At 36.5% G+C, this 24332-nt stretch carries 24 protein-coding genes and 1 other annotated feature; of the genes, 16 read left to right on the forward strand and 8 right to left on the reverse strand.

The window, feature by feature from the left end; all coding sequences use genetic code 11:
- Nucleotides 1-145 precede the first annotated feature (145 nt).
- Nucleotides 146-1240, forward strand: a complete 1095-nt coding sequence (locus IGL30_RS01095; RefSeq protein WP_126344798.1) for a hypothetical protein — start codon at nt 146-148, stop codon at nt 1238-1240.
- Nucleotides 1241-1484: 244 nt separating this feature from the next.
- Here IGL30_RS01095 and fni read toward each other — a convergent pair whose 3' ends face one another.
- Genes fni through mvk form a run of 4 tightly spaced genes read right to left on the reverse strand, consistent with a single transcriptional unit; the run spans nt 1485 to nt 5543 of the window.
- Entirely contained in the window at nt 1485-2531 is a 1047-nt protein-coding gene (gene fni / locus IGL30_RS01100) for a type 2 isopentenyl-diphosphate Delta-isomerase (RefSeq protein ID WP_088745636.1), read from the reverse strand.
- On the reverse strand, nt 2528-3613 hold the full coding sequence (locus IGL30_RS01105; protein ID WP_010720289.1) for a phosphomevalonate kinase: 1086 nt from the start codon (nt 3611-3613) through the stop codon (nt 2528-2530). The genes fni and IGL30_RS01105 overlap by 4 nt, the downstream gene beginning before the upstream one ends.
- Before the next feature lie 12 nt (nt 3614-3625).
- Nucleotides 3626-4603: a diphosphomevalonate decarboxylase gene (mvaD, locus tag IGL30_RS01110; protein WP_063626468.1), complete on the reverse strand. Its 978-nt coding sequence runs from the start codon at nt 4601-4603 to the stop codon at nt 3626-3628.
- Nucleotides 4596-5543, reverse strand: a complete 948-nt coding sequence (mvk, locus tag IGL30_RS01115) for a mevalonate kinase (RefSeq protein ID WP_123874924.1) — start codon at nt 5541-5543, stop codon at nt 4596-4598. Before mvk ends, mvaD begins: the two co-directional genes overlap by 8 nt.
- 314 nt (nt 5544-5857) lie before the next feature.
- Between mvk and IGL30_RS01120 the strand changes: the two genes are divergently transcribed.
- The 9 genes from IGL30_RS01120 to IGL30_RS01160 all read left to right on the forward strand — a co-directional run bounded on the left by IGL30_RS01120 (nt 5858) and on the right by IGL30_RS01160 (nt 14073).
- Complete coding sequence (locus tag IGL30_RS01120) at nt 5858-6517, forward strand: deoxynucleoside kinase (RefSeq protein WP_025480454.1); 660 nt, start codon at nt 5858-5860, stop codon at nt 6515-6517.
- Nucleotides 6518-6741: 224 nt separating this feature from the next.
- A complete protein-coding gene (locus IGL30_RS01125) occupies nt 6742-7647 on the forward strand; it encodes a magnesium transporter CorA family protein (protein ID WP_010736889.1) in 906 nt (301 codons plus the stop codon).
- Between the two features lie 184 nt (nt 7648-7831).
- Nucleotides 7832-7957: a sequence feature (ribosomal protein L20 leader region), on the forward strand.
- 43 nt (nt 7958-8000) lie between these two features.
- The gene (gene infC, locus IGL30_RS01130; RefSeq protein WP_010720284.1) at nt 8001-8525 is read left to right on the forward strand and encodes a translation initiation factor IF-3; all 525 of its coding nucleotides are present in this window, start codon (nt 8001-8003) and stop codon (nt 8523-8525) included.
- Nucleotides 8526-8596: 71 nt separating this feature from the next.
- The gene (rpmI, locus tag IGL30_RS01135; protein WP_002289309.1) at nt 8597-8797 is read left to right on the forward strand and encodes a 50S ribosomal protein L35; all 201 of its coding nucleotides are present in this window, start codon (nt 8597-8599) and stop codon (nt 8795-8797) included.
- Between the two features lie 54 nt (nt 8798-8851).
- Entirely contained in the window at nt 8852-9211 is a 360-nt protein-coding gene (gene rplT / locus IGL30_RS01140) for a 50S ribosomal protein L20 (RefSeq protein WP_010720283.1), read from the forward strand.
- A 1269-nt stretch (nt 9212-10480) separates the two neighbouring features.
- Nucleotides 10481-11194 (forward strand): type II toxin-antitoxin system PemK/MazF family toxin, encoded by a 714-nt coding sequence (locus IGL30_RS01145; protein WP_185068152.1) that lies wholly within the window; start codon nt 10481-10483, stop codon nt 11192-11194.
- Between the two features lie 1057 nt (nt 11195-12251).
- Complete coding sequence (locus IGL30_RS01150; RefSeq protein ID WP_260221549.1) at nt 12252-13469, forward strand: DUF3329 domain-containing protein; 1218 nt, start codon at nt 12252-12254, stop codon at nt 13467-13469.
- Complete coding sequence (locus IGL30_RS01155; protein ID WP_260221551.1) at nt 13444-13797, forward strand: hypothetical protein; 354 nt, start codon at nt 13444-13446, stop codon at nt 13795-13797. The genes IGL30_RS01150 and IGL30_RS01155 overlap by 26 nt, the downstream gene beginning before the upstream one ends.
- 150 nt (nt 13798-13947) lie before the next feature.
- Nucleotides 13948-14073 carry a hypothetical protein gene (locus tag IGL30_RS01160; RefSeq protein ID WP_283397847.1) on the forward strand — a complete coding sequence of 42 codons (126 nt, stop codon included), beginning with the start codon at nt 13948-13950 and terminating at the stop codon, nt 14071-14073.
- 132 nt (nt 14074-14205) lie between these two features.
- On the opposite strand, the gene IGL30_RS01165 is transcribed toward IGL30_RS01160, so the two are convergent.
- The 3 genes from IGL30_RS01165 to IGL30_RS01175 form a co-directional block, all read right to left on the reverse strand.
- Nucleotides 14206-14373 carry a hypothetical protein gene (locus tag IGL30_RS01165; RefSeq protein ID WP_010720280.1) on the reverse strand — a complete coding sequence of 56 codons (168 nt, stop codon included), beginning with the start codon at nt 14371-14373 and terminating at the stop codon, nt 14206-14208.
- A 132-nt stretch (nt 14374-14505) separates the two neighbouring features.
- A complete protein-coding gene (locus tag IGL30_RS01170) occupies nt 14506-14937 on the reverse strand; it encodes an acyl-CoA thioesterase (protein ID WP_014834326.1) in 432 nt (143 codons plus the stop codon).
- Nucleotides 14938-14939: 2 nt separating this feature from the next.
- Nucleotides 14940-15788, reverse strand: a complete 849-nt coding sequence (locus tag IGL30_RS01175) for an NAD(P)H-hydrate dehydratase (RefSeq protein ID WP_088745358.1) — start codon at nt 15786-15788, stop codon at nt 14940-14942.
- Between the two features lie 147 nt (nt 15789-15935).
- Here IGL30_RS01175 and pepV point away from each other — a divergent pair, with 147 nt between their 5' ends.
- From pepV to IGL30_RS01190, 3 genes are all read left to right on the forward strand, one after another.
- Nucleotides 15936-17354 (forward strand): dipeptidase PepV, encoded by a 1419-nt coding sequence (gene pepV, locus IGL30_RS01180; RefSeq protein ID WP_010736907.1) that lies wholly within the window; start codon nt 15936-15938, stop codon nt 17352-17354.
- A gap of 432 nt (nt 17355-17786) precedes the next feature.
- Complete coding sequence (locus IGL30_RS01185; RefSeq protein ID WP_260221566.1) at nt 17787-19925, forward strand: hypothetical protein; 2139 nt, start codon at nt 17787-17789, stop codon at nt 19923-19925.
- A 471-nt stretch (nt 19926-20396) separates the two neighbouring features.
- Entirely contained in the window at nt 20397-21077 is a 681-nt protein-coding gene (locus tag IGL30_RS01190; protein WP_123874926.1) for a hypothetical protein, read from the forward strand.
- Nucleotides 21078-21627: 550 nt separating this feature from the next.
- On the opposite strand, the gene IGL30_RS01195 is transcribed toward IGL30_RS01190, so the two are convergent.
- Nucleotides 21628-21948 carry a putative heavy metal-binding protein gene (locus IGL30_RS01195; protein ID WP_010720273.1) on the reverse strand — a complete coding sequence of 107 codons (321 nt, stop codon included), beginning with the start codon at nt 21946-21948 and terminating at the stop codon, nt 21628-21630.
- A 203-nt stretch (nt 21949-22151) separates the two neighbouring features.
- On the opposite strand from IGL30_RS01195, the gene dhaM reads away from it, so the two are divergent.
- Genes dhaM through dhaL form a run of 3 tightly spaced genes read left to right on the forward strand, consistent with a single transcriptional unit; the run spans nt 22152 to nt 24149 of the window.
- Nucleotides 22152-22547, forward strand: a complete 396-nt coding sequence (gene dhaM, locus IGL30_RS01200; protein WP_010720272.1) for a dihydroxyacetone kinase phosphoryl donor subunit DhaM — start codon at nt 22152-22154, stop codon at nt 22545-22547.
- 1 nt (nt 22548) lies between these two features.
- Nucleotides 22549-23532: a dihydroxyacetone kinase subunit DhaK gene (dhaK, locus tag IGL30_RS01205; protein WP_088745360.1), complete on the forward strand. Its 984-nt coding sequence runs from the start codon at nt 22549-22551 to the stop codon at nt 23530-23532.
- Between the two features lie 14 nt (nt 23533-23546).
- Entirely contained in the window at nt 23547-24149 is a 603-nt protein-coding gene (gene dhaL / locus IGL30_RS01210) for a dihydroxyacetone kinase subunit DhaL (protein ID WP_010720270.1), read from the forward strand.
- Nucleotides 24150-24332: the final 183 nt, after the last annotated feature.

The following is a 24332-nucleotide window of genomic DNA, read 5'->3' on the forward strand; positions in this document are numbered from 1 at the left end:
AAAAACGATTAATTCGCTTTTTTAGAAAAAATAGTTTTATCAAGACCAATGAACCATGTTACTTTAGATAAGTAAAAATGAAAAAAGGAAGGAAGTTTTTAGGATGACAAAACCAGTATTTGAGAAAACAAAAAATCAAGAAAATATGGGAAAAGAACAATTGATGTCAACCGTTGATTCATTAGAAGTCAAATTGCGGGAAAACTTAGAACCACTTGAAAACGTACACAAATACACTGAGCTATACATAGAGTTGAAACATGAACTAAAGAGAGAAATTGAAGAACGGGCTAAGAAAAGAGAGGATTGGTATAAGAAAAAGCATACTCAAATAAAAAAAAAGGAAGACTGTGAGCAGGAACTTCAAAATGCAGTGAAAGCAAAAAAAAATGCATTATATAAAAGCACCAAGCGAGTACATGGTGAAACGATCAAGAGCAAAAAAAAAGAGCTTAACGAAATAGCAAAAGAAATCAAAAATTGCAAGTCTGAGATAAAAAAACTGACGAAGGAAATGCAGTATTTAACTGGTAGGAGAGGTGAAAAATGGATCGATCATTCTTTATTAAAGTACGTGGTGAACACTAAAGTTGTCGCAGATGAAAAAAATACACCGGAGGATGACAAACTAAAAGAGGAAGCAGCAACAAAAAATAATGTAGTAACAGAAGAGGAAGCAGCAATCGAAAAAAATATAGCAGCAAAAGAAAAAGTAACAACAAAAGAACTAAAACTGGTTACTAAAGAATTGACTGAAAAACAACGAAAGCAACAATTAAAAAATAATCTCAACAATCTTAAGGAGCTAGATCAAACGTTAAAAAAATTAGGGAATGTAAAGAATTCTTGTTTTAATCAAAATAAAATAGACTATTATGTCATAATACGTTTATATCTTAAAAGATCTATGCAGCTAGAAAAAATTATACGATTCAGGATTAACCCTGGCGGAAAAACGCTCAATCTATTTAGTGGTGGTAAAGTGGATAAAAAACGAAAAAAAATAGAACGAGATCTTCAGATGAGTTGGAGAGATATTTATAGTTATCTACTAACCAATCCAGATAACTTTAAGCGTGAAACAGCAGTTCAGGAAAAACAGCAGGGGAAAAAACAATTGACTGATCTAATAAGCAAAGAACTAGGGAAAGTATGTGAAACGAGTAATCCTGAGATAGGGAAGGGGATGGGTATAATAAAACCTAGCGCTCCGCCAATGATGCCAGGAATGGAATTATAGCCGTTTGTCAAAGATACATAGGTTTTATTTTTGTTTATCAGATGCAAAAGAGTTGGTATCCTATTATTTATCGCATGAAAACTAGAACAAACGTATGAGGCGATTGGTGAAGGATAAAATAGAGTCAACGCCATAAGAAAATCTCATTCTTCATTCTAAGGGAACTTTGTATTTTTGTAGACAAAAAAGGTCGTCATTCATCTTTTCGATGATTGGACAACCTTTTTGAGTTGAATCGATTTGTTTATTTCTTTCGTGTGCCATATTTGGTCAGAGGGATTCCTCGGGCTTCGCACCAATCTTTAGTAGTTCCAGATAAAATCAAGGGTTGGTGATGAAGTTCTTGGATAGTTTTAGCTCCTACCATGGTCAATAGCCGTTGAAGTTCTGCTTGCCATTGTTGGACTAGTTGGATCGTTTCTGCCACGCCGTGTGTCATGAGATGCGTTAAGATCGTTCCAGAAACGCCTACTGCATTGGCACCAAGACAAAGTGCTTTGAAGAGGTCGAAGGCATTGCGAATACCACCAGAAGCAAGAATCTCTACTTGATGTTGGGCTTCGTTTGCCTCTAGCAGAGAAGTAACCGTTGATTGTCCCCAATCGACTAAATAATCTAACTCTCTTTTTTTGCGACGAGCATTTTCGATTTGAGTGAAGCTGGTTCCGCTTCGGCCACTGATATCGATTGTCTGAACCCCCAACTCGGCTAGTTCATCAATCGTTTCTCTGGTCATACCAAAACCGACTTCTTTCACGATCAAAGGAACCGAAATGCCTTCGCTGATTTCTTTGATCAATTCTTTCCAATTGGAAAAAACACGATCCCCTTCAGGCATCACCAATTCTTGTGGTGCATTGAGATGGAGTTGTAAAGCATCGGCTTGAAATAGTTCAATCGCCTCTTTTGCTCGTGCTAAAGAGGTGCCGGCTCCTACGTTGGCAAGGATCTTTCCTTCTGGATAAACGTCACGCATGATCGTGTAAGAATCGCTTAAAGCAGGATCTTTTAAAGCTGCACTGACTGAACCCGTGGCAATCATTAAATTTGTTTCTTTTGCGATCATCGCTAGATCATGGTTGATTTTTTTAGTTTTTTCACTTCCACCAGTCATAGCATTGATATATAAAGGATAGTCTAAAGTTAAGCCAGCAACAGTCGTATGTAGATCAATCTCTGACATGGAAACTTCAGGTAAGGGGTTATGAACGATTCGAACCGTATCAAATTCATTTTTTTGTTTACTATGAAAAGCTTTAGCTAATGAGACATGTTCATCTTTTCGATTCATCCTTTTTCCTTTCGTTGGTTACTATAGACGTGTAATGGCAAGGGTGTAATTTCTGCTAATTCCCAAGCGCTCATCAAAGGCAAGATACCGGATTTTTGATCCACGATTACGATACCACAATCGCCACCACCTGCTCCAGATGATTTTGCTGCGCCCTCGTATTCTTCTGCTAAGCTACATAATTTATTTAAAGCAGGCGTTTCGATCAATACGCCCGTAATTGAAGATAGCTCATGGAGTAGTTGTCGATTTTTTCTGATCATAGCTTGGATCAAATCAATGTTATTCTCTTTGAATCCTTTAATCATTTCATGGACGCATAATGTACTATCTTGTAAAAATTTTTGATAGGCTACCATTTTTTCCTTACGTGAGCGATGGACTTGATCGACTAAATCAGAAGTTGATGCAGGACTGCCAGTCCAACCAATCAGTAAACGCAGATCTTTCGGTGTCGGAAGAGACTCAATGGATAAACCAGGCCAATCCATTTCGATGAGTTCAACGATCGTATGTTGTTTTTCTTGTTCTTGGAGCCACTGGTGATCAAAGGTTGAAAAAGCAATCCAACCACCATAACAACTAGCTGCAATATCTCCACAAGAGCCATTATCTTGAACCGTTAAATTTGCTAGTGCAGCAATTTTGAAAATTTCAATCTGTGTAAGATTTAACGCATAAAACATATTCAATGCCTTGACTGTTGCGACAGTTACGGCGCCACTTGAGCCTAGACCGTATTTGCGTCCGTTAGAACTATCCAATTCACTTGTCACTTTTAGGTCATAAAAAGAAAGTAAAATATTTTTTTCTCGTGCGTATTTTTCAGTCAAACGAATGGCAGCAAGGATATAATGAAATGGATTTTCACGAATATCCAAGACAAGTTCACCATCACGCCGAGTCCAACGAATCGGCATGCCACTATATTGCTCAGATTGGATGCTGCCGACTTTTCGTGCGGTTTCAACGGTTACAGTAACAAACTGATCAATGGCTACGATGATAGCCGGATGTCCGGTTTCAACAACTGCGTATTCTCCAGCAATATAAAGTTTTCCTGGTGCAGATACTTCAATCATAAAAATCTCCCTTTATTCAATAATCGTCATTCCTGGACCTGCAAAAGCCGAAATGACTTGTTGGCTACTAAATAAGTCACTAAATGCTGTTTTGACCTTATCTAGATGGTCTTTTTGAACTAGCACTTTCACATTTGGCCCAGCATCCATAGTAAAGTAACAAGGAATCCCTTGGTTTCTTAAATCCCGCACCGCTTGCATGGCTTTTAAACTATCAGGAGACCAGTAGGTAAATGGCGGACGTGCAGCTAATGTCGTTCCATGCATTTTTAACCCATTTTGTTCCATAGTTTCACCTAGAAGTTGAAAGTTCTTAGTTTTGATTGCTTGTTTTAGTTGATAAAGATCGGCTTCGACAGAATCTAACCATCCTTGATAAAAACTTGAAGTTTCAACCGTTCGGCGCATACCATCACGACTTGAGACATCCTTTTTTTGTTCATTCAACAATAGAAAGACCATCGCTAAGTGATCTTCAAAACCGTCTGAGGAAATTGGATGAGCATACGAGCTTTGATCATCGTGTCCTTTTTCCCATTCAACAAATCCACCAAAAATACTCCGACAAGCGGAACCTGATCCTCTACGAGCCAGTCTTGATAAAGCTTGATCATCTAATCCTAATTTCAATGCCTCGTTGCATGCTCCGGCTAAAGCCGCTAAGCCGCTGGCAGAAGAAGCTAAACCCGCAGCAGTCGGAACGAAATTCTGGCTGATCACTTTTGCTTTTTTCGTGGTACCCGCTTTTTCTCTCACAATATCCAAAAAAGTACTGATTTTTTTGGTTGCTTTTTCATCTTGCAATTGATTATCTAAATAAAATTGGTCTTCTGTGTAAGCTTCTGAAAAGCTGACTTCAGTTTCCGTATAAAATGCATCTAATGTGAGTGATAAGCTGTTATTCATCGGGAGAATTAATGATTCATTTTTTTTACCCCAGTACTTGATAAGGGCGATATTCGTATATGCTCGTGCTTTGCCTTTAAACATAGGTATGTACTCCTAATCCTTGAATCCAAGTTGCAGCTGCTCCCGCTTGTAAGAGGGCTTCGCTGATTTCTTGGGCTTTTGTTTTTGTTTGAGCTAGCGCAATCATGCAGCCACCTCGACCACCACCAGTTAGTTTTGCTCCCAAAGCGCCTGAATCTCTAGCGGTTTCGATCAATACATCAAGAAAATCGTTGCTGATCGTTAAATTTTTTAAAATTAGTTGGGCTTCATTCATCGCTTGGGCTAAATGCTCGGGGTTATTTTTAACAATGGCTTTTTTGGCTTGCCTTGTTAAGTATCCTAGTTGTTGGATTTTTTGTCCAACTTTCCGCTGATCTTTTTCAAATAAATGAGCAACGTCTTTGACCACTGCTCGCGTCTGACCTTTGATTCCGGTATCAGCGACAATCAAAAAAGCGTCGATATTTAAAGAGAAATAATCAAACGGGTGTCCTTTCACAAAGTAGATTGGTTCTAAACTGCTTGTTGCCGCAGCATCGATACCACTAGGATTACCATGGGCAATTTTTTCTGAAATTTGAACATTTGTCAAGAGCTGTTCGCGAGAAAGTGGTTGTTCGAGATAATCGTAAAAGGCACGAGTAACTGCCGTAGCTACTGCAGCGCTTGAGCCCATTCCACGTTCGGCAGGGATAGTGCTGTGAATAGTTAACTCTAATGATTGCTCAATTTGCAGTTCCTTTTTTAAGTTGAATACTAACTGCTTGATGTTTTTTAACGAATGTGGGGCATCACGCAGTATTCCTGTATAGTAGGAAGAAACAAGCTGATCTCCTGACGAAGTGATGTGTTCATTCAAGGAAGCAACTACTTTTGCTGCCTGAAAAGGAAAAGCGATTGCCGGTTCGCCGTAGACAACTGCATGTTCGCCCATCAGAATAATTTTACCATTTGATTCCCCTTGGCCATAATTTGCCATAATCTAACTCCTTCTTTTATTCCCATAACTTTTTTGAGCAAAAAATAAAGCGCCTTGGATCCTTTGCGCTAACGAACAGATTGTATAACATAGAAGTTCAAAAAACAATTCATCTTTATTTTACTAAAACCTTCCCAGAAGTAAAATAAAGAATACGTTTTCTGTTGAAAAACCTCTTTTTTCTTAAGATTTTATTGAATTTTATGAATGGAAATATCCTGTTATTCCTAATTGACACCACCAGATATTGGGGGTATATTTAAAAAGAATTGAAAAAAGACACAACATTTAGTGATAAAGTGAGTTGGAGGTTAATGAGTGTGATTGTTTTAGCAGGTACCATTGGCGCTGGAAAATCAAGTTTAACAGAAATGATGGCTGAACACTTTGGAAGTCGAGCTTTTTATGAGTCAATCGAGGATAATGAGGTATTGCCTTTATTTTATGCCAATCCTGAGCAGTATGCGTTTTTGTTACAAATCTATTTTTTGAATAAACGTTTTGAAAGTATCAAGCAGGCAATGAAAGAAGACAACAATGTTTTAGATCGTTCGATCTATGAAGATTCTTTGCTTTTTCATTTGAATGCTGATTTGGGGCGGGCAACTGAAACAGAAGTTCGAGTATACGACGAGCTATTAGCCAATATGATGGAAGAGTTGCCGTATGCCGCACATAAAAAACATCCGGATTTATTGGTTCATATTCGTGTTTCATTTGATACAATGCTTGAACGGATCGAAAAAAGAGGACGATCATATGAACAACTTTCCTTCGATCCAAGCTTATATGATTATTACAAAGAATTGAATCGTCGCTATGATCAATGGTATGACGAGTACAATGAAAGTCCCAAAATCCAAATTGATGGCGATCGATTCAATTTTGTGGAAGATCCCCAAGCAAAAGTAGAAGTGCTGAACATGATTGAAGAAAAGTTGGCAGAAATTCGTCAAGAAGTCTTTGTTTCTTGAGTTCAATAAAAAATGATAGTATAAAGAAGACAGGATCTAACTTCGATAGCTAAGCCGAAGAAATTGAAAATAGGAGAGCTATTTTCGCTTTTCATCGGCTTATTTATTTTTAAGAGCGAGACAGCGGTCGGAAGGGCTAACGATTTGTAAATTCGCCAAGAATACTTAGAAGAATCGTTGTGAGATACCTAATGAATCTATCAGCACAGGAAGAAGGGGACGGTATGAGAGAAAAACATTTTTTTAATTTTGATCAAAATTTTTGGCTGAATGTGCCTAGAGATGATGTAATGGGAATCAAAAATCTTAAGGAAGAGTATGGCATTAGTGATGAGATGCTTACCTATTCTTTAGACAAAAATGAACGTGCTCGTGTGGAATATGATACTCTTGATGATATTTTACTTTTAGTCACCAATGTTCCTCATCAACAAAAAATCGAAAACCACTATGAAACAAGTCCAGTAGCATTTATTCTAAAAGAAAATGGTCTATTTACATTTACGACTCAAAATACAGAATATGTGATTCGCCTGATTCGTTCAATCTTAGATCGAGATTCCGAGATAAATGTATATAGTTTACTTTTCCGTACGCTCTTTCTGATTTCAGATTCCTTCTTCCCGTTGATTGAAGAAGTGAATAGTGAACGACAACGCTTAAACCAAAAGTTGCGAGAAAAAACTACGAACCGCAATTTACTAGCTTTATCTGACCTCGAAGTTGGTTTAGTTTATCTAGTGACTGGTACAAAACAAAATGTCGTATTATTAGAACAAATCAAAGCATTAGCGATTTATCGAAAGCTCACTGAAAAAGAGAAGGAACAATTGGATGATGCATTGATTGAAGCAAAACAGGCAGTGGAAATGACCAATTTGGCCTCCCAGATCCTTGATCAACTTTCGGGAACGTATAATAATTTGTTGAACAACAACTTAAATGACACAATGAAATTTTTGACAGTCTGGTCGTTGATTCTGACTGTTCCTACCATTGTGACAGGCTTTTTCGGTATGAATCTACAATTGCCTTTTACACATTCTGTCTTTGGTTGGGGGATCGCCTTATTCATCAGCCTGATATTGTCAGTTTGGATGCTGATCGCATTGTGGCGTAGGATTCGTTAGTTTCAAGGAAGACGGTCACCAAAAAAGTTGAGTGTCTGATGAAGGGTGTGTTTCGATAGCTAAAAGTTTTTTTATTTAGACAAGTATACAACTAAAGTAATTAAATGATTGGAGAATGTTTCGAGAGTCACTAGTGAAAAAGATTGACAAAGAAATATAGATTTGCTATACTATTGAAGTTGAGAAATAAAAGCAGAAGCACCCGCTTCTCGCCTTAGTTGATTCAGTCACTGGGCTAGATAGTTTTCATCTATTGAATTAGGTGAAGTACGTGCGGGTTCTGGAAGAGAACTCGTTTTTTTATTGCCGAATATTCGGTACGCTTTTCTTTCTCTCATAATATTTGGAGGTGAATGACCATAGCAAAGGATATGATGGTTAACGACGGCATTCGTGCACGTGAGTTACGATTGATCGGTTCAGATGGTGAGCAATTAGGAGTTAAGACAAAAGCAGAAGCATTGAAAATTGCAGAACAAGCAAATTTAGATCTTGTGTTAGTTGCCCCAAGTGCGAAGCCACCAGTTGCGCGAATCATGGACTACGGAAAATACCGTTTCGAGCAACAAAAGAAAGACCGCGAGGCGCGTAAAAAACAAAAAGTGATCAATGTTAAAGAAGTTCGTTTAAGTCCAACAATTGACGTGAATGACTTCAATACAAAACTTCGTAATGCACGTAAGTTCTTAGAGAAGGGCGATAAAGTGAAAGCTTCTATCCGCTTCAAAGGCCGTGCCATTACCCACAAAGAAATTGGTCAAAAAGTCTTGGATCGCTTAGCTGAAGAAACTGCTGATATTGCGACAGTTGAGCAAAAAGCGAAAATGGACGGACGCAGCATGTTCTTGACGCTGGCACCGAAAAACGACAGTAAGTAATTTGAATGACTCACTGACTGTTGGACAGTCGATAGTCGGATAACGAAAGATTTTGAGGAGGAAATATAGTCATGCCAAAACAAAAAACACACCGCGGATCAGCAAAACGTTTCAAACGTACTGGTAAAGGCGGATTAAAACGTTTCCGCGCGTTTACAAGTCACCGTTTCCACGGTAAAACAAAAAAACAACGCCGTCAATTGCGTAAAGCAAGCATGGTTTCTAGTGGCGACTTCAAACGTATTCGCCAACAACTAGCAAAAATGAAATAAAAAAAACAAAAAGATCGAAATTTGAAGATTTATTTTTATTAGGAGGAATTAAACATGGCACGTGTTAAAGGTGGAACAGTCACTCGTAAACGTCGTAAAAGAATGCTAAAATTAGCAAAAGGTTACTACGGTTCAAAACACACTTTATTTAAAACAGCAAAAGAACAAGTAATGAATTCATACAACTACGCATATCGCGATCGTCGTCAAAAGAAACGCGACTTCCGTAAATTGTGGATTGCTCGTATTAACGCAGCGGCTCGTATGAATGGCTTGAGCTACTCAAAATTGATGCACGGTTTGAAATTAGCTGAAATCGACATCAACCGTAAAATGTTAGCCGACTTAGCTGTCCACGATGCAGCAGCATTTACTGCATTAGCTGACCAAGCTAAAGATGCTTTAGCTAAATAATCAAATAAACGTTGTTAAACCAACGTATACCCCGCTTTTATCGAGCGGGGTTTTTCTTTTGTCACAGAATTGACCCAGACTTTTTCAAAAATAGAAGGTCATCTTTTCTTTAGTATCTTTAACAACAGGAGACTGAACCAAAACTTGCCTCAGTCGCTTCTGGTGGCTCTAAAAGTGAATAAACGGCGTTCAAGAAACAACTCCTCAACAATAATCGATGGTTTTCTAAAATATGAGGAGCTATTTAAAAAAATCCTCTCTTATTTGCTCGGAGTTAGTCGTTTCTTTCACAGCCTTTTGCTAAAAGGTGTTCAAACATCAGCTCCTTGAAATAAGCCTGAATTTTTCAAAACATGAGAAGCTGTTTCAAAAAATTCTTTCTTATTGTCATCAGAGCTACCCGATGTTTTCACGACCTCTTGCTAAACGGCGTTCAAGAAACAACTCCTCAACAATAATCGATGATTTTCTAAAATATGAGGAGCTATTTTAAAAAATCCTCTCTTATTCGCTCGGAGCTGAACGCTTCTTTCACAGCCTCTTGTTCACGGTGAGACAAAAGTAGCATCTTCAAAAAACAAGTCCGAAATTTACTGGAAATATGAGAAGCATCAAGTAGTAACAATCAACAGCAAAAGCTAGTGTTTGTGTTTCTTGTCAATTCTCGGAATCTCCTTCTTATTTCTTGTTGCTAAACACTTTTGTCTCAACCTCATAGAATAAAGAGTTCTAACTAAACCGTAGATTGATAATTTATTCACATTTAAACATAGAAATGAATGCGCTCTTATGATGAAATTTATAGGAACGTTTGTTTGTTTTATTGCTTCTAAAGAGATGTTTAGTATACGAAAAAATTATTAAATAATGGGAGGATTGATGAAAAAATAAAGCAGAGCGTTCCTGTGTGGTCTAATTTTCAAGTGAAGGATGGATGTATAACAAGAATAATCCAATACATACAACTGACGAATCGTTAATAAACATTGTAAATTATGAAATCAATCTATAAAGTTTCAATACAAAGTAAAGAATAAAAGAAATAAGATGGAAATATTGACTGGCGGAAAATCGTGTAAATAATTAGATTCTAAGATAAAAATTGGAGATTCAGGAGTTAAGTGACTGGATTTTACAAGCGATTGAATAAAAAATATACCGTTATTTTTTGAAAATTTCTCGAAAAAGAGTATGCCTATGTAGAGAACAGGCTTGCATATGTGAAACCCAAAATATTAATTAAGATATTAAAAGGTTGTGAATATGTTTATGGATAGACAGTATTATAAACAAGTAGCTTCAAATCAATACCAAGCAGAATTAAAAGTAGGTTCTGATAAAAAATTAATGAGCGATATCTCTTTCAGACATTATAAATTGACCAAGCAAGTAGAAAATATGAAGATGAAAGATGGAATAAAATGGTGTTATGGATATTCAAACTATATTAATCATCAAGGAATACCCGTTTTAAAAGGTATTCAGCGACAAAAATTTCAAAGAGGACAAATAGTTTTTGTTGATTTTTTTGGAGGATTCGGGGAAGAATTAACTTTTGTCCATAATGCTGTAGTGTTACAAGCTGGAATTAAAGGATTAGTAGTCGCTCCTATAACCTCATCTCCTAGATATTATCAAGATATAAATAATCCATTGTTAGTAAAAATAAAACAAAAAACTAACAATCAAGGTAATTTATTGTATAACTCTACTATTAGAATAGACCAACTAAGATATATAAGTCGTAGTAGAATATTGAAAAGACACGGACTGATATCTGATGGAGCAAAGTTAGACGAAATATCTTTAAAAATATCTCAGTATCTTACTCCTTTTTTATTGAAACAGATGGAAGAGGATATAGCAGAAAGTAAACAAAAAGCTAAAGAAGATGTGGAGAAGTTGAATGAGCAAATCAAACTCTTACAAGAAGAAAATTTTAGATTAAAAGAATTAAATAGAAGAAGCCAAGAAGGTTTATAAGTGGCTTGACAAAAAAGAATTTAGAAAATACAATTAATTTGTAAATAAGAATTAACCGTATACAAATAATACTATTTTTCGGTGCATCAATTTAATTTTGATGGGACCCTTACACGAATGAAGTGTAAAAGATTTTTTATCCCTTGTGCTTTTAGCATAAGGGATTTATTTATGTTCTAAAAATTTGTGCGCTATGAAAAATGATGTGGGTGAAGAGAAATCTTAGAATAATTTGAACAGAAAGAAGAAAAGATTCTTTCACGATTTCTTGTTCTAGAAGGTGTTTATACATAGGCAAATTGAAATAAACCTTAATGTTTCAAAAAATGAGAAAGTATTTCGAAAAGTATTTTCTTATTTTCCTCGGAGTCCAAAACTCCCCTCAGTCTCTTCGAGTGTCTCTAAAAGTGAATAAACGGCGTTTAAAAAGCAACTCCTCAACAATAATCGATGGTTTTCTAAAATATGAGGAGCTATTTAAAAAAATCCTCTCTTATTTGCTCGGAGTTAGTCGTTTCTTTCACAGCCTTTTGCTAAACGGTGTTCAAACATCAGCTCCTTGAAATAAGCCTGAATTTTTCAAAACATGAGAAGCTGTTTCAAAAAATTCTTTCTTATTGTCATCAGAGCTACCCGATGTTTTCACGACCTCTGATTCACGGCGTTCAAGAAGCAACTCCTCAACAATAAGCGATGATTTTCTAAAATATGAGGAGCTATTTTAAAAAATCCTCTCTTATTCGCTCGGAGCTGAACGCTTCTTTCACGACCTCTTGCTATTACGATAATCTTGCTTATGCTGTCTTTTTTCGAATAACGAACAGGTCAGGTGCTTGGTCTTTATCTCCCTTTTTCAGGGGCGGAGAATAGGGTTAGTCCTTTGATTATTCGTACATAACACGCATTCATGATTACTGATGGTTTTTTCCTTATTTGATCTATGTGGCAGTCGAATACAAAAGTAAGAATGTAAGTTGAATCAAAAAATGCTATAATTTTCTTTGTGAATCACAGGAACCCTTTTTATAGCAAAATTTAAGAAGAAAGTAGGAGCGAAGTGAAACAAATAAAAGAGACTATCCGCAATAATAAAAAAATTTTAGTTCTTATTTCTGCCTATGTTATCATGGTTGTTTTAAACTTTTTGACACCGTTAATTGCGGATGATATTGAGTATATGTATAAAACAAGTAGTTTTTCGTCTATTTTACATGATGAATACACACAATATATGACTTGGACGGGAAGATCCGTTGTCCATATCATTGCACGTTTATTTTTGTTGATGCCTAAAACAGTATTTAATTTGGTCAATCCACTGATCTATGTTTTATTGACATTATTGATTTATAAAATGACCACAAAAGATAATACTACGTTTTATTCCTTCAAATATTTTTTAATTAATGTATTTTTATGGTTATTTGTCCCAGCTTTCGGTCAAACAATTTTATGGGAAACTGGTGCTGCTAACTATTTATGGGGAGGTATCATCGTTGTCAGTTTCCTATTTCTTTACCACCGCTATTATGAGAAAGAGCAAGAATTGTCTTTTAATCCTATAGTAAATAGCATATTGCTACTCATTTTAGGAATCTTAGCTGGCTGGTGTAATGAAAACACTTCTGGTGGGATGATCTTGATCGTTCTTGGCTACCTCTATTTTTATTATCAAAAGAAAAAGCCTTTACGACCATGGATGTTCACAGGATTGTTAGGAGCAATTTTTGGCTTATTCATGATGGTAACAGCCCCTGGAAATGCTGTTCGAGCTACTTATTTTGCTCGTAGCCAGTGGTCTTTACCTCGGAAATTGTATTCGGGCGTTTTTTCAATCACAAAAACGCTATATGAAAATAGTTTAGCTCTTTTTGTGTTGATGGCGGTTCTGATCGTGTTGGGAATTTTCTTTAGTAAACACAAAGAATGGTTGAGACTATCCTATATCTATCTCTTTGCAGGGATAGCCACGATCTATGTATTATCTCTTTCACCAGCTGGACTTGATTGGGGAAGATCATTTTTTGGTGGTGTTTTATTTATCATTATGGCGATGGCGTTTGAATGGCCAGATAAAGTGTTGAAATCTACCCAGGGAGCATTTTATGGGGTGATTAGTGGCGTATTGATTACCCAATTTCTATTTACTTTTGCTTTAGGAGTCAATGACATCGCACTTTCTTATAGAGAGATCAATCAACAATACCATTACGTCAGGGAGCAAAAAAAAACAAGGGAATTTGAATCCGGTGATTGCCAACTTTACGATTTATAATCAAACTGGTCATACTGCTTACTCGGGAGGACTATCCCACGTAAAAACGGATATAACGAAACAAGTCAATCGAGCGAATGCAAAATATTTTGGTTTAGAGTCCATTCATTCAGTACCAAAAGAGGCTTGGGAAACAATCTATCAACAGGGAGATCCAAAATGGATGAGTATTTGGAATGCTAACGCCTATTTTGAAGCATTAAGTCAAACTGATCATTTGGTTGTGATGGCAGGTGCAGGAGACAAGGCACAAATGAACCAGCAGTTAGCTGAAGAGATCCGTAAGCTGTTCCCTGAGTTTAAAAATGGGGATTCAGAAAGTTCTTAGAATTTTTCGGGTATCCGTCTGTTAGGAAAAAATCCTGAATTTTCACAGACAAAGAACTATAATTCTGTTAGCCAAGAAATCAATGGGAAAGAGATCTCAGTATCTTCAAGTTTTACACCGTATGCTGACCAACAGTTTGCTGCGATAAAAGTGGGCGATATAAATGTTGCAAGAAATAAAGCGGGCATAAATATTGCTGTTTTGTCAAAAGAAGGAAAAATAGTAGATGCTGTTAATATTCAATTAACTGGTGACAAACTAACCCTCTCAAGATAGAAGAGAGAAAATAGTAAGAAAAACGAGCCTACCAAAAGGATCACTCTTTTTGGTAAGCTCGTTTTTTAAAGAAATTTTTTGGACAAGCAAAAACCTCAACCATGTTGACTAACTAATGATTGAGGTTTTATTTCAATCAGGGCGTACTTCGTGCAGTTGTTTGACACGCCCTCCGATCGATTTAGCAAAAGCTTCTGATGCTTTTTTTTCTTTGAAAATCAATAAGTTATCTGGATTTTTTTCTCTTGTGCGGCAGCCTGTTTTATCAATGTAACCGTGCAATACTTTCACAACATACATGATGATCACCTGCTTTTTATTTTATTATACGGATGAATCAAGCCAACACAAGAAAAAAGGCAGCTTTTTTGATTTTTTTTAAGAAAATCCGTAATGGAGATCCTAAAAAATACAAGAGGTAAATACTATTCTTCAGCTATCCAACTGTGCATACTCGTGGAATAAGCGATCTAATGCAGGATTTACCCGTTCAAGTTTGGTTAACTTCTGATTGTCAGCGAGTAAAAAACAATGTTTGCTAGAGCCAGTTGTTCGTAATTTTCCGTCATCTAAACCGTAGATTTCATAACTAAAATTTAATCTTGTGCCACTATATTGTTCGATTTTAGGCAAAATACGAACAGTTTCACCATAACGAATCATTTCTTTGTACTGGCAAGTGACTTCTAAAACAGGGATGATCACTCCTAGTTTTTCAATTTTTGTATAGCTGAAACCTAAATGATCCAATAAAGCAACACGAGATTCTTCCATCCAACGGATATAGTTGCTGTGGTGGATGATCCCCATTTGATCGGTTTCATAGTAAAACGGCTCACGCATGTATCCAGTAAATTTTTCCATCATTAGAACTCCTTGTTTCCATCTTTTTTCTGACTAAAATAGTGCATCCATTGAGGGGTTGCTTGACTGATTTGTGTCGGTAAAACAACATATTGTTTTTTTGCCAGTTGATCCCCAATAAAACTATGCAGGTAGACAGCTGCTGCGATTGTTTCATCGTTTTTAGGAAATTGTGCCAAGAATCCAGTGATCATACCAGCTAATGTATCACCAGTACCTCCAGTGGCCATTGCGGCAGAGCCAGTAGTATTTTGATAACATTCTTGTTGCCCGTAGATCGTGGTTCGATGACTTTTTAAAACAATCGTTGCGCCTAATTTGGCTTGCTGCTTGCGGTTGTTCTCAGGTGTTTGTTCCTCAATCTTAAGTGAGCTTACTCTTTGCCATTCCATTTGATGAGGAGTCATGACGGTTTGCTCGGGAAAATGGAGGGTTAGATTTTCTTTAGCGAATAATGTTAATGCTGAACCGTCCATCACTAACCACTGATGGCTTTTTTGATGTGCTAAAGTGAATGCTAATAATTCTAAACTCAATGAGGAGTCCCCTAATCCTGGACCAATCAATAGAACGTCTGCCGTGTCCATCACTGCTAACAGTTGTTCTTTTTCTTGCCAGTCGATGCACATGGCTTCAGGTAAATGGGTGTGAAGCGGTGCTTGATTTCGCTGGTCCGTAGCAACAGTCGTTAATCCTGCGCCACTGTGTACAGTCGCTAGTGCACTCATGATGATCGCACCACCAAATTGATGGTTACCGCCAATCAAGACAGTACGACCGAAAGTTCCTTTATGTGACTTTTCTGGGCGTGGTTGAATTACTTTTTGTAATAAATCGCTATCTATTAACAATTTTTCCGCCTCCTTTCTTTTATTATAACTGAGTATTTTTAAATAAAATACCGTTTGGCTAAGGAACCACAAATTTTTTTGCACGTTTTTTTTGCAGGATTTATGGTATGATGGACAGGTAGACTTAATGAGTGGAGGATTGATTTTATGACAATCGATTGGCAAAAAGAAGTAGAAGCACGTAAAGAAGAACTACTTGAAGATTTAAAAAATCTTTTACGTGTGAACAGTGAACGGGATGATTCAAAAGTAACTCCTGATGCACCTTTTGGACCTGGACCTCGAGATGCGCTAAAACATATGTTGGCTTATGGCGAACGTGATGGGTTTGTCGTAAAAAATGTTGATAACTATGCAGGACATATTGATCTTGGTGAAGGCGATGAAACTTTAGGTATTTTTGGTCATATGGACGTAGTACCAGCAGGTGATGGTTGGGACACAGATCCTTATGAACCAGTAATCAAAGATGGGAAAATCTTTGCTCGTGGTTCTAGTGATGATAAAGGACCAAGCATGGCTGCTTACTATGCCATGAAGATCATCAAAGATCTTGACTTGGAATTATCCAAAAAAGTTCGTTTTGTAGTTGGTAGTGATGAAGAAAGTGGTTGGGCAGACATGGCTTACTACTTTGAACATGAAGAAGAACCTGACTTTGGCTTTTCTCCAGATGCAGAATTTCCAATCATCAATGGTGAAAAAGGAAATGTTTCTTTCGCACTACGTTTCCAAGGAGATAACGCAGGAGATTATGTCTTGAAGACATTTACTTCAGGTTTACGTGAAAACATGGTGCCTGGAACAGCAACAGCGACTCTTGAAGTACCAAGTGCGGAAGCTGCGATCCAAATGGAAGAAGCTTTTTATCGTTTTGTTGAAGCAAACCCAGTAAGTGGTTCGATCGAAGCGGATAATACCTATGTGAAAATCGAATTGATCGGAAAGGGCGCACATGGTGCAAGTCCTCAATCAGGGATCAATGCCGGTTCATTCTTAGCATTATTCTTAGACGATTATGAATTTATCGGTTCTGCTAAACAATTCATTCATGTAGCAGCAGCCTATGTTCATGAAGATTTTTATGGAGAAAAATTAGGGGTTGCCCATGAAGACGAAAAAATGGGTAAATTGACCATGAACGCTGGATTGTTTGCCTTTAAAGAAAATGGGTCAGAAGAAGATAACTATATCAACATGAACTTCCGTTTTCCAAAAGGGGTTACCGTTGATGGCTTAGAAAATGACATTGCAACAACGATGAAAGCAGAAGGAGCAACAGTTACTCGTGGCGCACGTGTCATGGAACCTCACTATGTACCAATGGAAGATCCATTGGTAGCAACTTTATTGCAAGTTTATGAAGACCATACAGGCGAAAAAGGCTATGAACAAATCATTGGCGGCGGAACCTATGGCCGACTATTGAAACGTGGTGTAGCTTACGGCGCAATGTTCCCAGGCTATACAGATACAATGCACCAAGCCAACGAATTTATGAGTCTGGATGACCTTTTCAGAGCAACTGCCATTTATGCAGATGCCATCTACCGTTTGGCGAAGTAAAAGTGAATGAAACTCATGCTGATTCAGCGAATATCCTTGTTCTAAAAGATAATTTTTGAAAAGGATCGTTGGAAAAGTGAATGAAAAAGATGTTCTAACATGATATGGATGTGATTTTTTGCTTGATGAGGCGAAAAATCATATCCTTTTTACTTGCTAAATAATATTCTAAATATTCAACATCGAAGATTGTTCCAAAAAAACAAACGAATGATATTTTTTATGAAGGAAAAAATAATATTTGTAGTTAATGATGAGGAGATAAAGATAAAAAACAGTTATTAGTTCAGCGATTCTCATCAATAAAGAAAGTCGCTAGGAATAAATATCATTAGCATAGAACAAAAAATCTGTTATTTAGAAATTTTTGGCTAAAAAACTCTATATTTGTGTTACATTCAGATTATTAATCAAATAAGAGAAGGGGATCTAATGACAGAAATAGCAGAAGGTAGAGGATTTACAAAATCAGAGATTGATAAGCAAAAAAAAATAGTAGAGAACGCCTATAAAACAATGGATAGTCACGCTACCTATCCTCACGGAGAAAATTATAAAAACGCAGCTCGTATTCATGAAAAAGAAGAGGAAAAGTTAGCAACGATGCTAAGACACCCAATTAAAGCAACAGATAAGGAATATAGTCGTGAAGAATTGAAGGCGCAAAAAAAATTAGTAGCACAGCTCTTCTCAATTTATGACGCTTATTCAACCCATCCTCATAATGATAAAGCAAGAAAAGTAGAGAATGACTACTTAAAAGCAAAGTGGGATTTACATATTATGGAAGAAACAAATGGAGAAATTCAAGATAAAAGAGAACGTGCAAAAATAAAACATTCTCCGAATAATGCAGAAGCGAGGATACCAGAAAGGAAGCAAGAAACTCAATCAATAGTTCAAGAAGGTAGTTTAGCAGTAGATGAAGAACGAGAATTTTTTAAACAAAAAGATTCTTCTCTTTATGAGACAGTAGAAACTGAAGTTATCGACAAATTAAGCCCGTTAGAAAGTAAAAAGGAAGAAGCACATACAAAGTTATCTAAACTAGACGAAGAAACTAAAAATATCTTAAATAGTATAAGAGAACGTGATGAAGCCAAAAAAAATTTTTTGGATAGCTATGTTGAAAAGTTATCTCTACAATCAGATGCTGAACAAATAGAATCGAAAATTAAAGCGATTGATCAGTCGTTCTTTAGAAAAATCATTAATTTTTTTACTAAGGAACAGGCCGAATTACGAACAGAGTTAGATACAAAAAAAGCTACAATTAATACTATGAATTCTAAAATAGAAGAAGCACAAACAGTTTACACAAGAAATGAGAATATCCTTAATGAAGTTTTCTCTAGTAATGAAATATTTGAGGGGTGGAAAGAAAAGTGTGCAAACATAGGAGCCACTTTGAATGATTTAAATCAGAATTATGAAATAGTAAAGGAAAATGTACCAAAAGAGGTAAATAGGGAAGCTTTAACGAAAAAAATAGAAAATTTACAGAAGAATTTAGAAGAAGTTAAAGGTACTGTGGGAGGTATAACACAAAATCTGCAAAAAATAGACGAATACCGTAAGCAAGAACAAAGTAAAGATCAACAAGGATTTATTCGTCTGATAAGCAAAGCGATAGATCAAACAGTAATCGAAACAGTAAATCAAACAAATGAAAGAAGGGAACAAAATGCTAAAAGCAAACATTTGAATGAAAGAGAAAATATCTTTACCAATCAACTTTCGGCTGAATTGGGAAATAAAAATGTACGTATTGAAGAATTAAATGCACCTGGTTTGTATCAATATTTAGTCCATAAAAGCACCGAATTAGATATGAAAGTTCAAAATATCTTTTCCAGTGACTTTAAACAATTATATGACTTAACGATACAAGAACGTGATAAGGCAAGTCATTCTGTGAAAAAAATTATCCAAGAAATTGCGAAGATACATAAGGATTGGGAAAAATCAACGAAAAAAATGATTAATAGCGATCAGCCGAGAGTAAAACGATTTATTAGTCGATTTACTAAAAAACATATAAAAGCTAGAGAAAAGTACACTGCCAAAAAAAGTGTCTTATCGACAACTTTTGAGAATAAAATAAAGGAACTCATTGAGCGAAAAAGGATTGAAACAGAAAAGAATGAGCAGGCTGAGAGAATTTTTATCAAGGCGAGAAAGGAAGTTGATCATGTTAACAATGGATTGGCAGATTTAAAAAGCCAGTTGAAACAGCTGAAAAATAAATATCCAACAGGAGAAGAACATCCAAAGATTAATAATGAACTAGCTGCTCAAATAAAGAAAAGTTTAAAATTTATTAAGGAGCAACAACCAAAGATAAAAGAACAATTGGGTTTTTGGGTGATGTTGGAACTTAAAGATAAGGAACCTTCAAAAAAAGTGGATCAGTCACCGAAAAAATCTGTTGATTATCAAAAGTATAGAATATTGGTAACGAATGCCTGGAATAAGAAGTTGTTAAAAAATAACAAAAATCGCAACCGGAAATCTCAACAAGTACATAACCAAACGAATCAATCAATTGGCAGAGAAGTACATACATTATAGAGAATAAAATTTTGTACTCTCTAATATGTGGCGGTATCTTGCTTGATGTTTTACTAAGATATGATATACGTATCAAGTGATACAAGAGATTTCTGAAGAAAAAAGTGGTCTGTTATTGAAGGAGCATCTTTTGAATCTGTAAATAAGAAAAATATAGGATTGGCATTAAAATCAAGAATGGAGAAGCAAAAATTGCTTTTGATCTTCTTGATTTTTTTGTTTGCTTTCGGAGGTGAAGTCAACGATTGGTAAATGCTGACGAGTAAGTACAGATAGAGGATCCTAAATACTACTTGTTTCAAAAAACGTTAGTTTGATCTCGCAGAATTTTTAAGGGTACGATGAAGTGCCTTTTTATTCTAGAAGAATGAAACTTTATTAAAAATTTCCAAACAAAGAAATTATTAAAAAATAAAGTTTTTATTGTCATGTTACGCTTAATTTATCAATATACGAAGGAGTGAAATAAGAATGGGAAGGCCAGTTTTTCAGGAAGGAATAACTCAGCAATCAGCTGCAGAAGTAGCCGCAGAAGCTGAAAAGAAAAAAGCGATGGATAAAGCTATAAAAGAAATTGACTTACAACAAGAAAAAGTTGATGGTGCATGGCAGATATTGGATCATATGGAAACATATCAACCTTTTTCAGATGAGTTTAAGGTTGCGAAGAGTATCCATGTAGCCGCAGAAAATAAACACGCTGAAATGGTGGATGAATTTTTAAAAGAATATAAAGTGATGCCTTCCAAACCAAAGAAACAGGAAATAAAACAGGAAACAAAACCAAAAAGTGAAATTGACGATAGTAAGCGAGATCCAGAAGTCGAGGAGTTCGGTCCTAACGCACGGAAGCAAAAGGAGGAAATAGATCAACAAATCAAGGAATCAGAGACTAGAGTAAAAAATATTATAAAAGACTTGTTTCCAAATAGAGATGTTATTAAGGAACTAAAAGAAATAAAAAAAGAAACAGAAGAAGACATAAAAGAAGAAATCGAAGAAGAAGTAGAAGAAGAAATCGAAGAAATAAAAGAAATAAAAAAAGAAATAGAAAATGAAAAAAAGAATCAGCTTAGTAAATTGAAGGCATCTTCCTTAAAACGAATCGAACTTCAAGAGGATAATCGGATGGTGAAATGCCAGCAATCATAGATAGTAAAACAGAAAATAATCCATTGATGAAAAGAGCAACGTACATAAATAATTAGATAGCAGTATCTTACTTGGATAATCAATTAAATTTAGGAAAAAAGAGCATAGGTGTTCCCTAAAATTTAACGTTTTTACGTATATTTTTTAGGAAACACCTTATTTTATATCCATCTGTTTTTTGAATCGGTGTATTGGTAGAACAGGTTCGGAATATTTTTTAAGTGAGAGTTCTATCTCAGTCTCTTCTAGTATCTCTAAAAACGAATAAACGGTGTTCAAACATCAGCTCCTTGAAATAAGCCTGAATTTTTCAAAACATGAGAAGCTGTTTCAAAAAATTCTTTCTTATTGTCATCAGAGCTACCCGATGTTTTCACGACCTCTGATTCACGGCGTTCAAAGAGCTGACCTTCGGCGATAAGTCAAAAAATCTCAAACATGAGGAGCTGTTTCGAGATTTTCATCCTTAATGCTCCTGCGATTACTCGTCGCAGTTTTTACTTGGTGAGCGCTCAGGTCAAGACACTCTTTTCACAACCTCATGTCTGAACTAGTTTATTGTCACCGCTGTCCCACTACAGGTGACCATTAGCATTCCGTTATCGCTCCCCAATACTTCATAATCCATTTTCATCCCAATGACTGCATCTGCACCTAATGATCGAGCACGCTCTTGCATTTCTGCTAAGGCCTCTTCACGTGCAGCAAGCAATTCATCCTCGTAGCTTTTTGAACGTCCGCCAAAAACATTGCGAAATCCTGCCCCGATATCTTTTAATACGTTGATTCCAGTAATGACTTCACCAAAAACAATGCCTTTATATGCTGTTACTTCTTTATTTTCCACGTTGTTTGTTGTTGTAATGATCATTCGATCACTCCTTTCTTTAAAAATAGTATATCAAAATTTATTTCTTAAGTCGCAATTGGAATTAGCTAGTCAATTACAGCGCATCATTTCCAAAAAATGGACATTCTATTATATACTGGAACTATGCAAAAGAATGTAGTTGATGATCAAAAGAATGAAAGCGCAAACTTGGCGTGACCACAAAAGGAAGAAGGAGAAATGGCATGAAAAAAAGTATCTTACTTGTCTCCCATAGTCAACAGTTAACGGATGGACTCAAAGAAATGATTGAACAGATGCAACAATCAGAAGATGTGTTACTTTTTTCCTTAGGAGGAGTAGAGGGAAGAATTGGTTCTGATCCGATGAAAATCATCGATGCGATCAACCAATCAGCTGATTCCGCCATGTATTTTGTGTTTGCGGATATCGGGAGTGCGGTTTTGAACGCTGAAATGGCCAAGGAAATGTTGAATGAAGACCAACAAAAGAAATACTATCTTGTGGATGCGCCACTTGTTGAAGGGGCTTTTGCTGGAGCGATCACAGCAGGTATCACGGATGATCCTCAACAAATACTAACGGAAGCACAGAATGCGGGAAAGAAAGGGTGGACGTGAAATGAAAAAAATCATGAATAATCCTAGTACAATCGTAGAAGAAATGTTGTCTGGTTTAGTGATAAGTTATCCAGAAATGATTCACCAAGTAGCTGATTCTCGAGTAGTAGCAAAAAATGATCAAGTAGAACAAGTTGGCTTGGTTTCTGGGGGAGGAAGTGGTCATGAACCAGCGCATGCAGGTTTTGTTGGTGCTGGGATGTTGAGTGCCGCAGTTTTAGGAGATGTTTTTACTTCGCCGACACCTGATCAGATTCAGATAGCTATCAAAGAAGCGGATCAAGGAAAAGGCGTTTTATTGATCATCAAGAATTATACAGGAGATGTACTCAATTTTGACATGGCTAAAGAAATGGCGGCTATGGAAGGGATTGAAGTAGAAAGTGTTGTAGTGGATGATGACATTGCGGTGGAAAATAGCACATATACTGCTGGCAAACGTGGAGTAGCTGGAACAGTTCTTGTGCATAAAATCTTAGGGGATGCCGCTAGGAAAGGTGCATCCTTGCAAGAATTGAAGGAACTAGGAGATAGACTAGTTCCAGCGATCAAGACGATTGGTGTGGCATTGCGTGCGGCCACGGTTCCTGAAGTAGGAAAGCCAGGATTTGAATTAGCCGAAGATGAGATCGAATACGGAGTAGGGATCCATGGCGAGCCTGGTTATCGTAGAGAAAAGTTACAACCTGCTAAAGTATTAGCTGAAGAATTAGTAACAAAAATTTTAGCTGACTACCCAGAGAAACCAAAAGAAGTTGGAGTGCTAGTTAATGGGATGGGTGGCACGCCATTGATGGAACTCTTTGTTTTTATGAATGATGTCCAATCATTACTCGAACAAGAAGCAGTCAAAGTGACATTTCATAAAGTCGGTGATTTTATGACTTCTTTAGACATGCAAGGATTATCTCTGACGATGATTGACCTAACAACTAAGAAATGGCAGGAAGCATTGGAAAGTGAAGTTCACACAATTTCGTGGTAGAAGGTAGGAGAATGATGGAACTAACGGTCAAAGAAATTCAAGCGTGGTTAACGGATTTTACAGAGAAAATCGATGAAAATAAAAGTTATCTGAGTGAGCTCGACACGCCGATCGGTGATGGCGATCATGGCAATAATATGGGGCGAGGGATGACGGCTTATCAAGAAGCGTTTCAAAAAGAACAACCGAAAACGATCAGTGACACGTTCAAGGTTCTTTCGATGGCAATGATCTCAAAAGTTGGAGGTGCTTCTGGACCATTATATGGTTCTGCCTTTATGAATATGATGAAGGCTACAAAAGACATTGATGTGATTACATCACAAGAACAATTAGGGAAAATCATTGAAGAAGGAAAAAATGGGATTCAAGCTAGGGGGAAAGCAGAAGCAGAAGAGAAAACGATGCTAGATGTCTGGTTACCTGTTACTGAAGCCTTGAAGAATAATCGATTAACAGAAGAAGTGATTGAAGAAGCGAAGGAACATACAAAAGATTTAGTAGCCAAAAAAGGACGTGCCTCTTATCTAGGGGAAAGAGCCATTGGCCATATCGATCCCGGAGCAGCTTCTAGTGCTATTTTCTTTGAAACTTTATTAACTAATATAGAATCATAAATAACAAAATATTTATATAGCTGACTTTTTAACCAGTAAAAATGGGAACAAAAGTCAGTTTTTTTCTATTCCAGAACACTTATGAGAATATGCTTTCAAATCAAAAAACAAAGGATAAACAATTTTAAAACAAAAATTTCCAAACTGAGAAAATGTCGGAGAAATAACAGTTGTCGTGCGTGT

This window comes from Enterococcus sp. DIV1089c (assembly GCF_050530965.1).
GTDB classification, from domain to species: Bacteria; Bacillota; Bacilli; order Lactobacillales; family Enterococcaceae; genus Enterococcus_B; species Enterococcus_B hirae.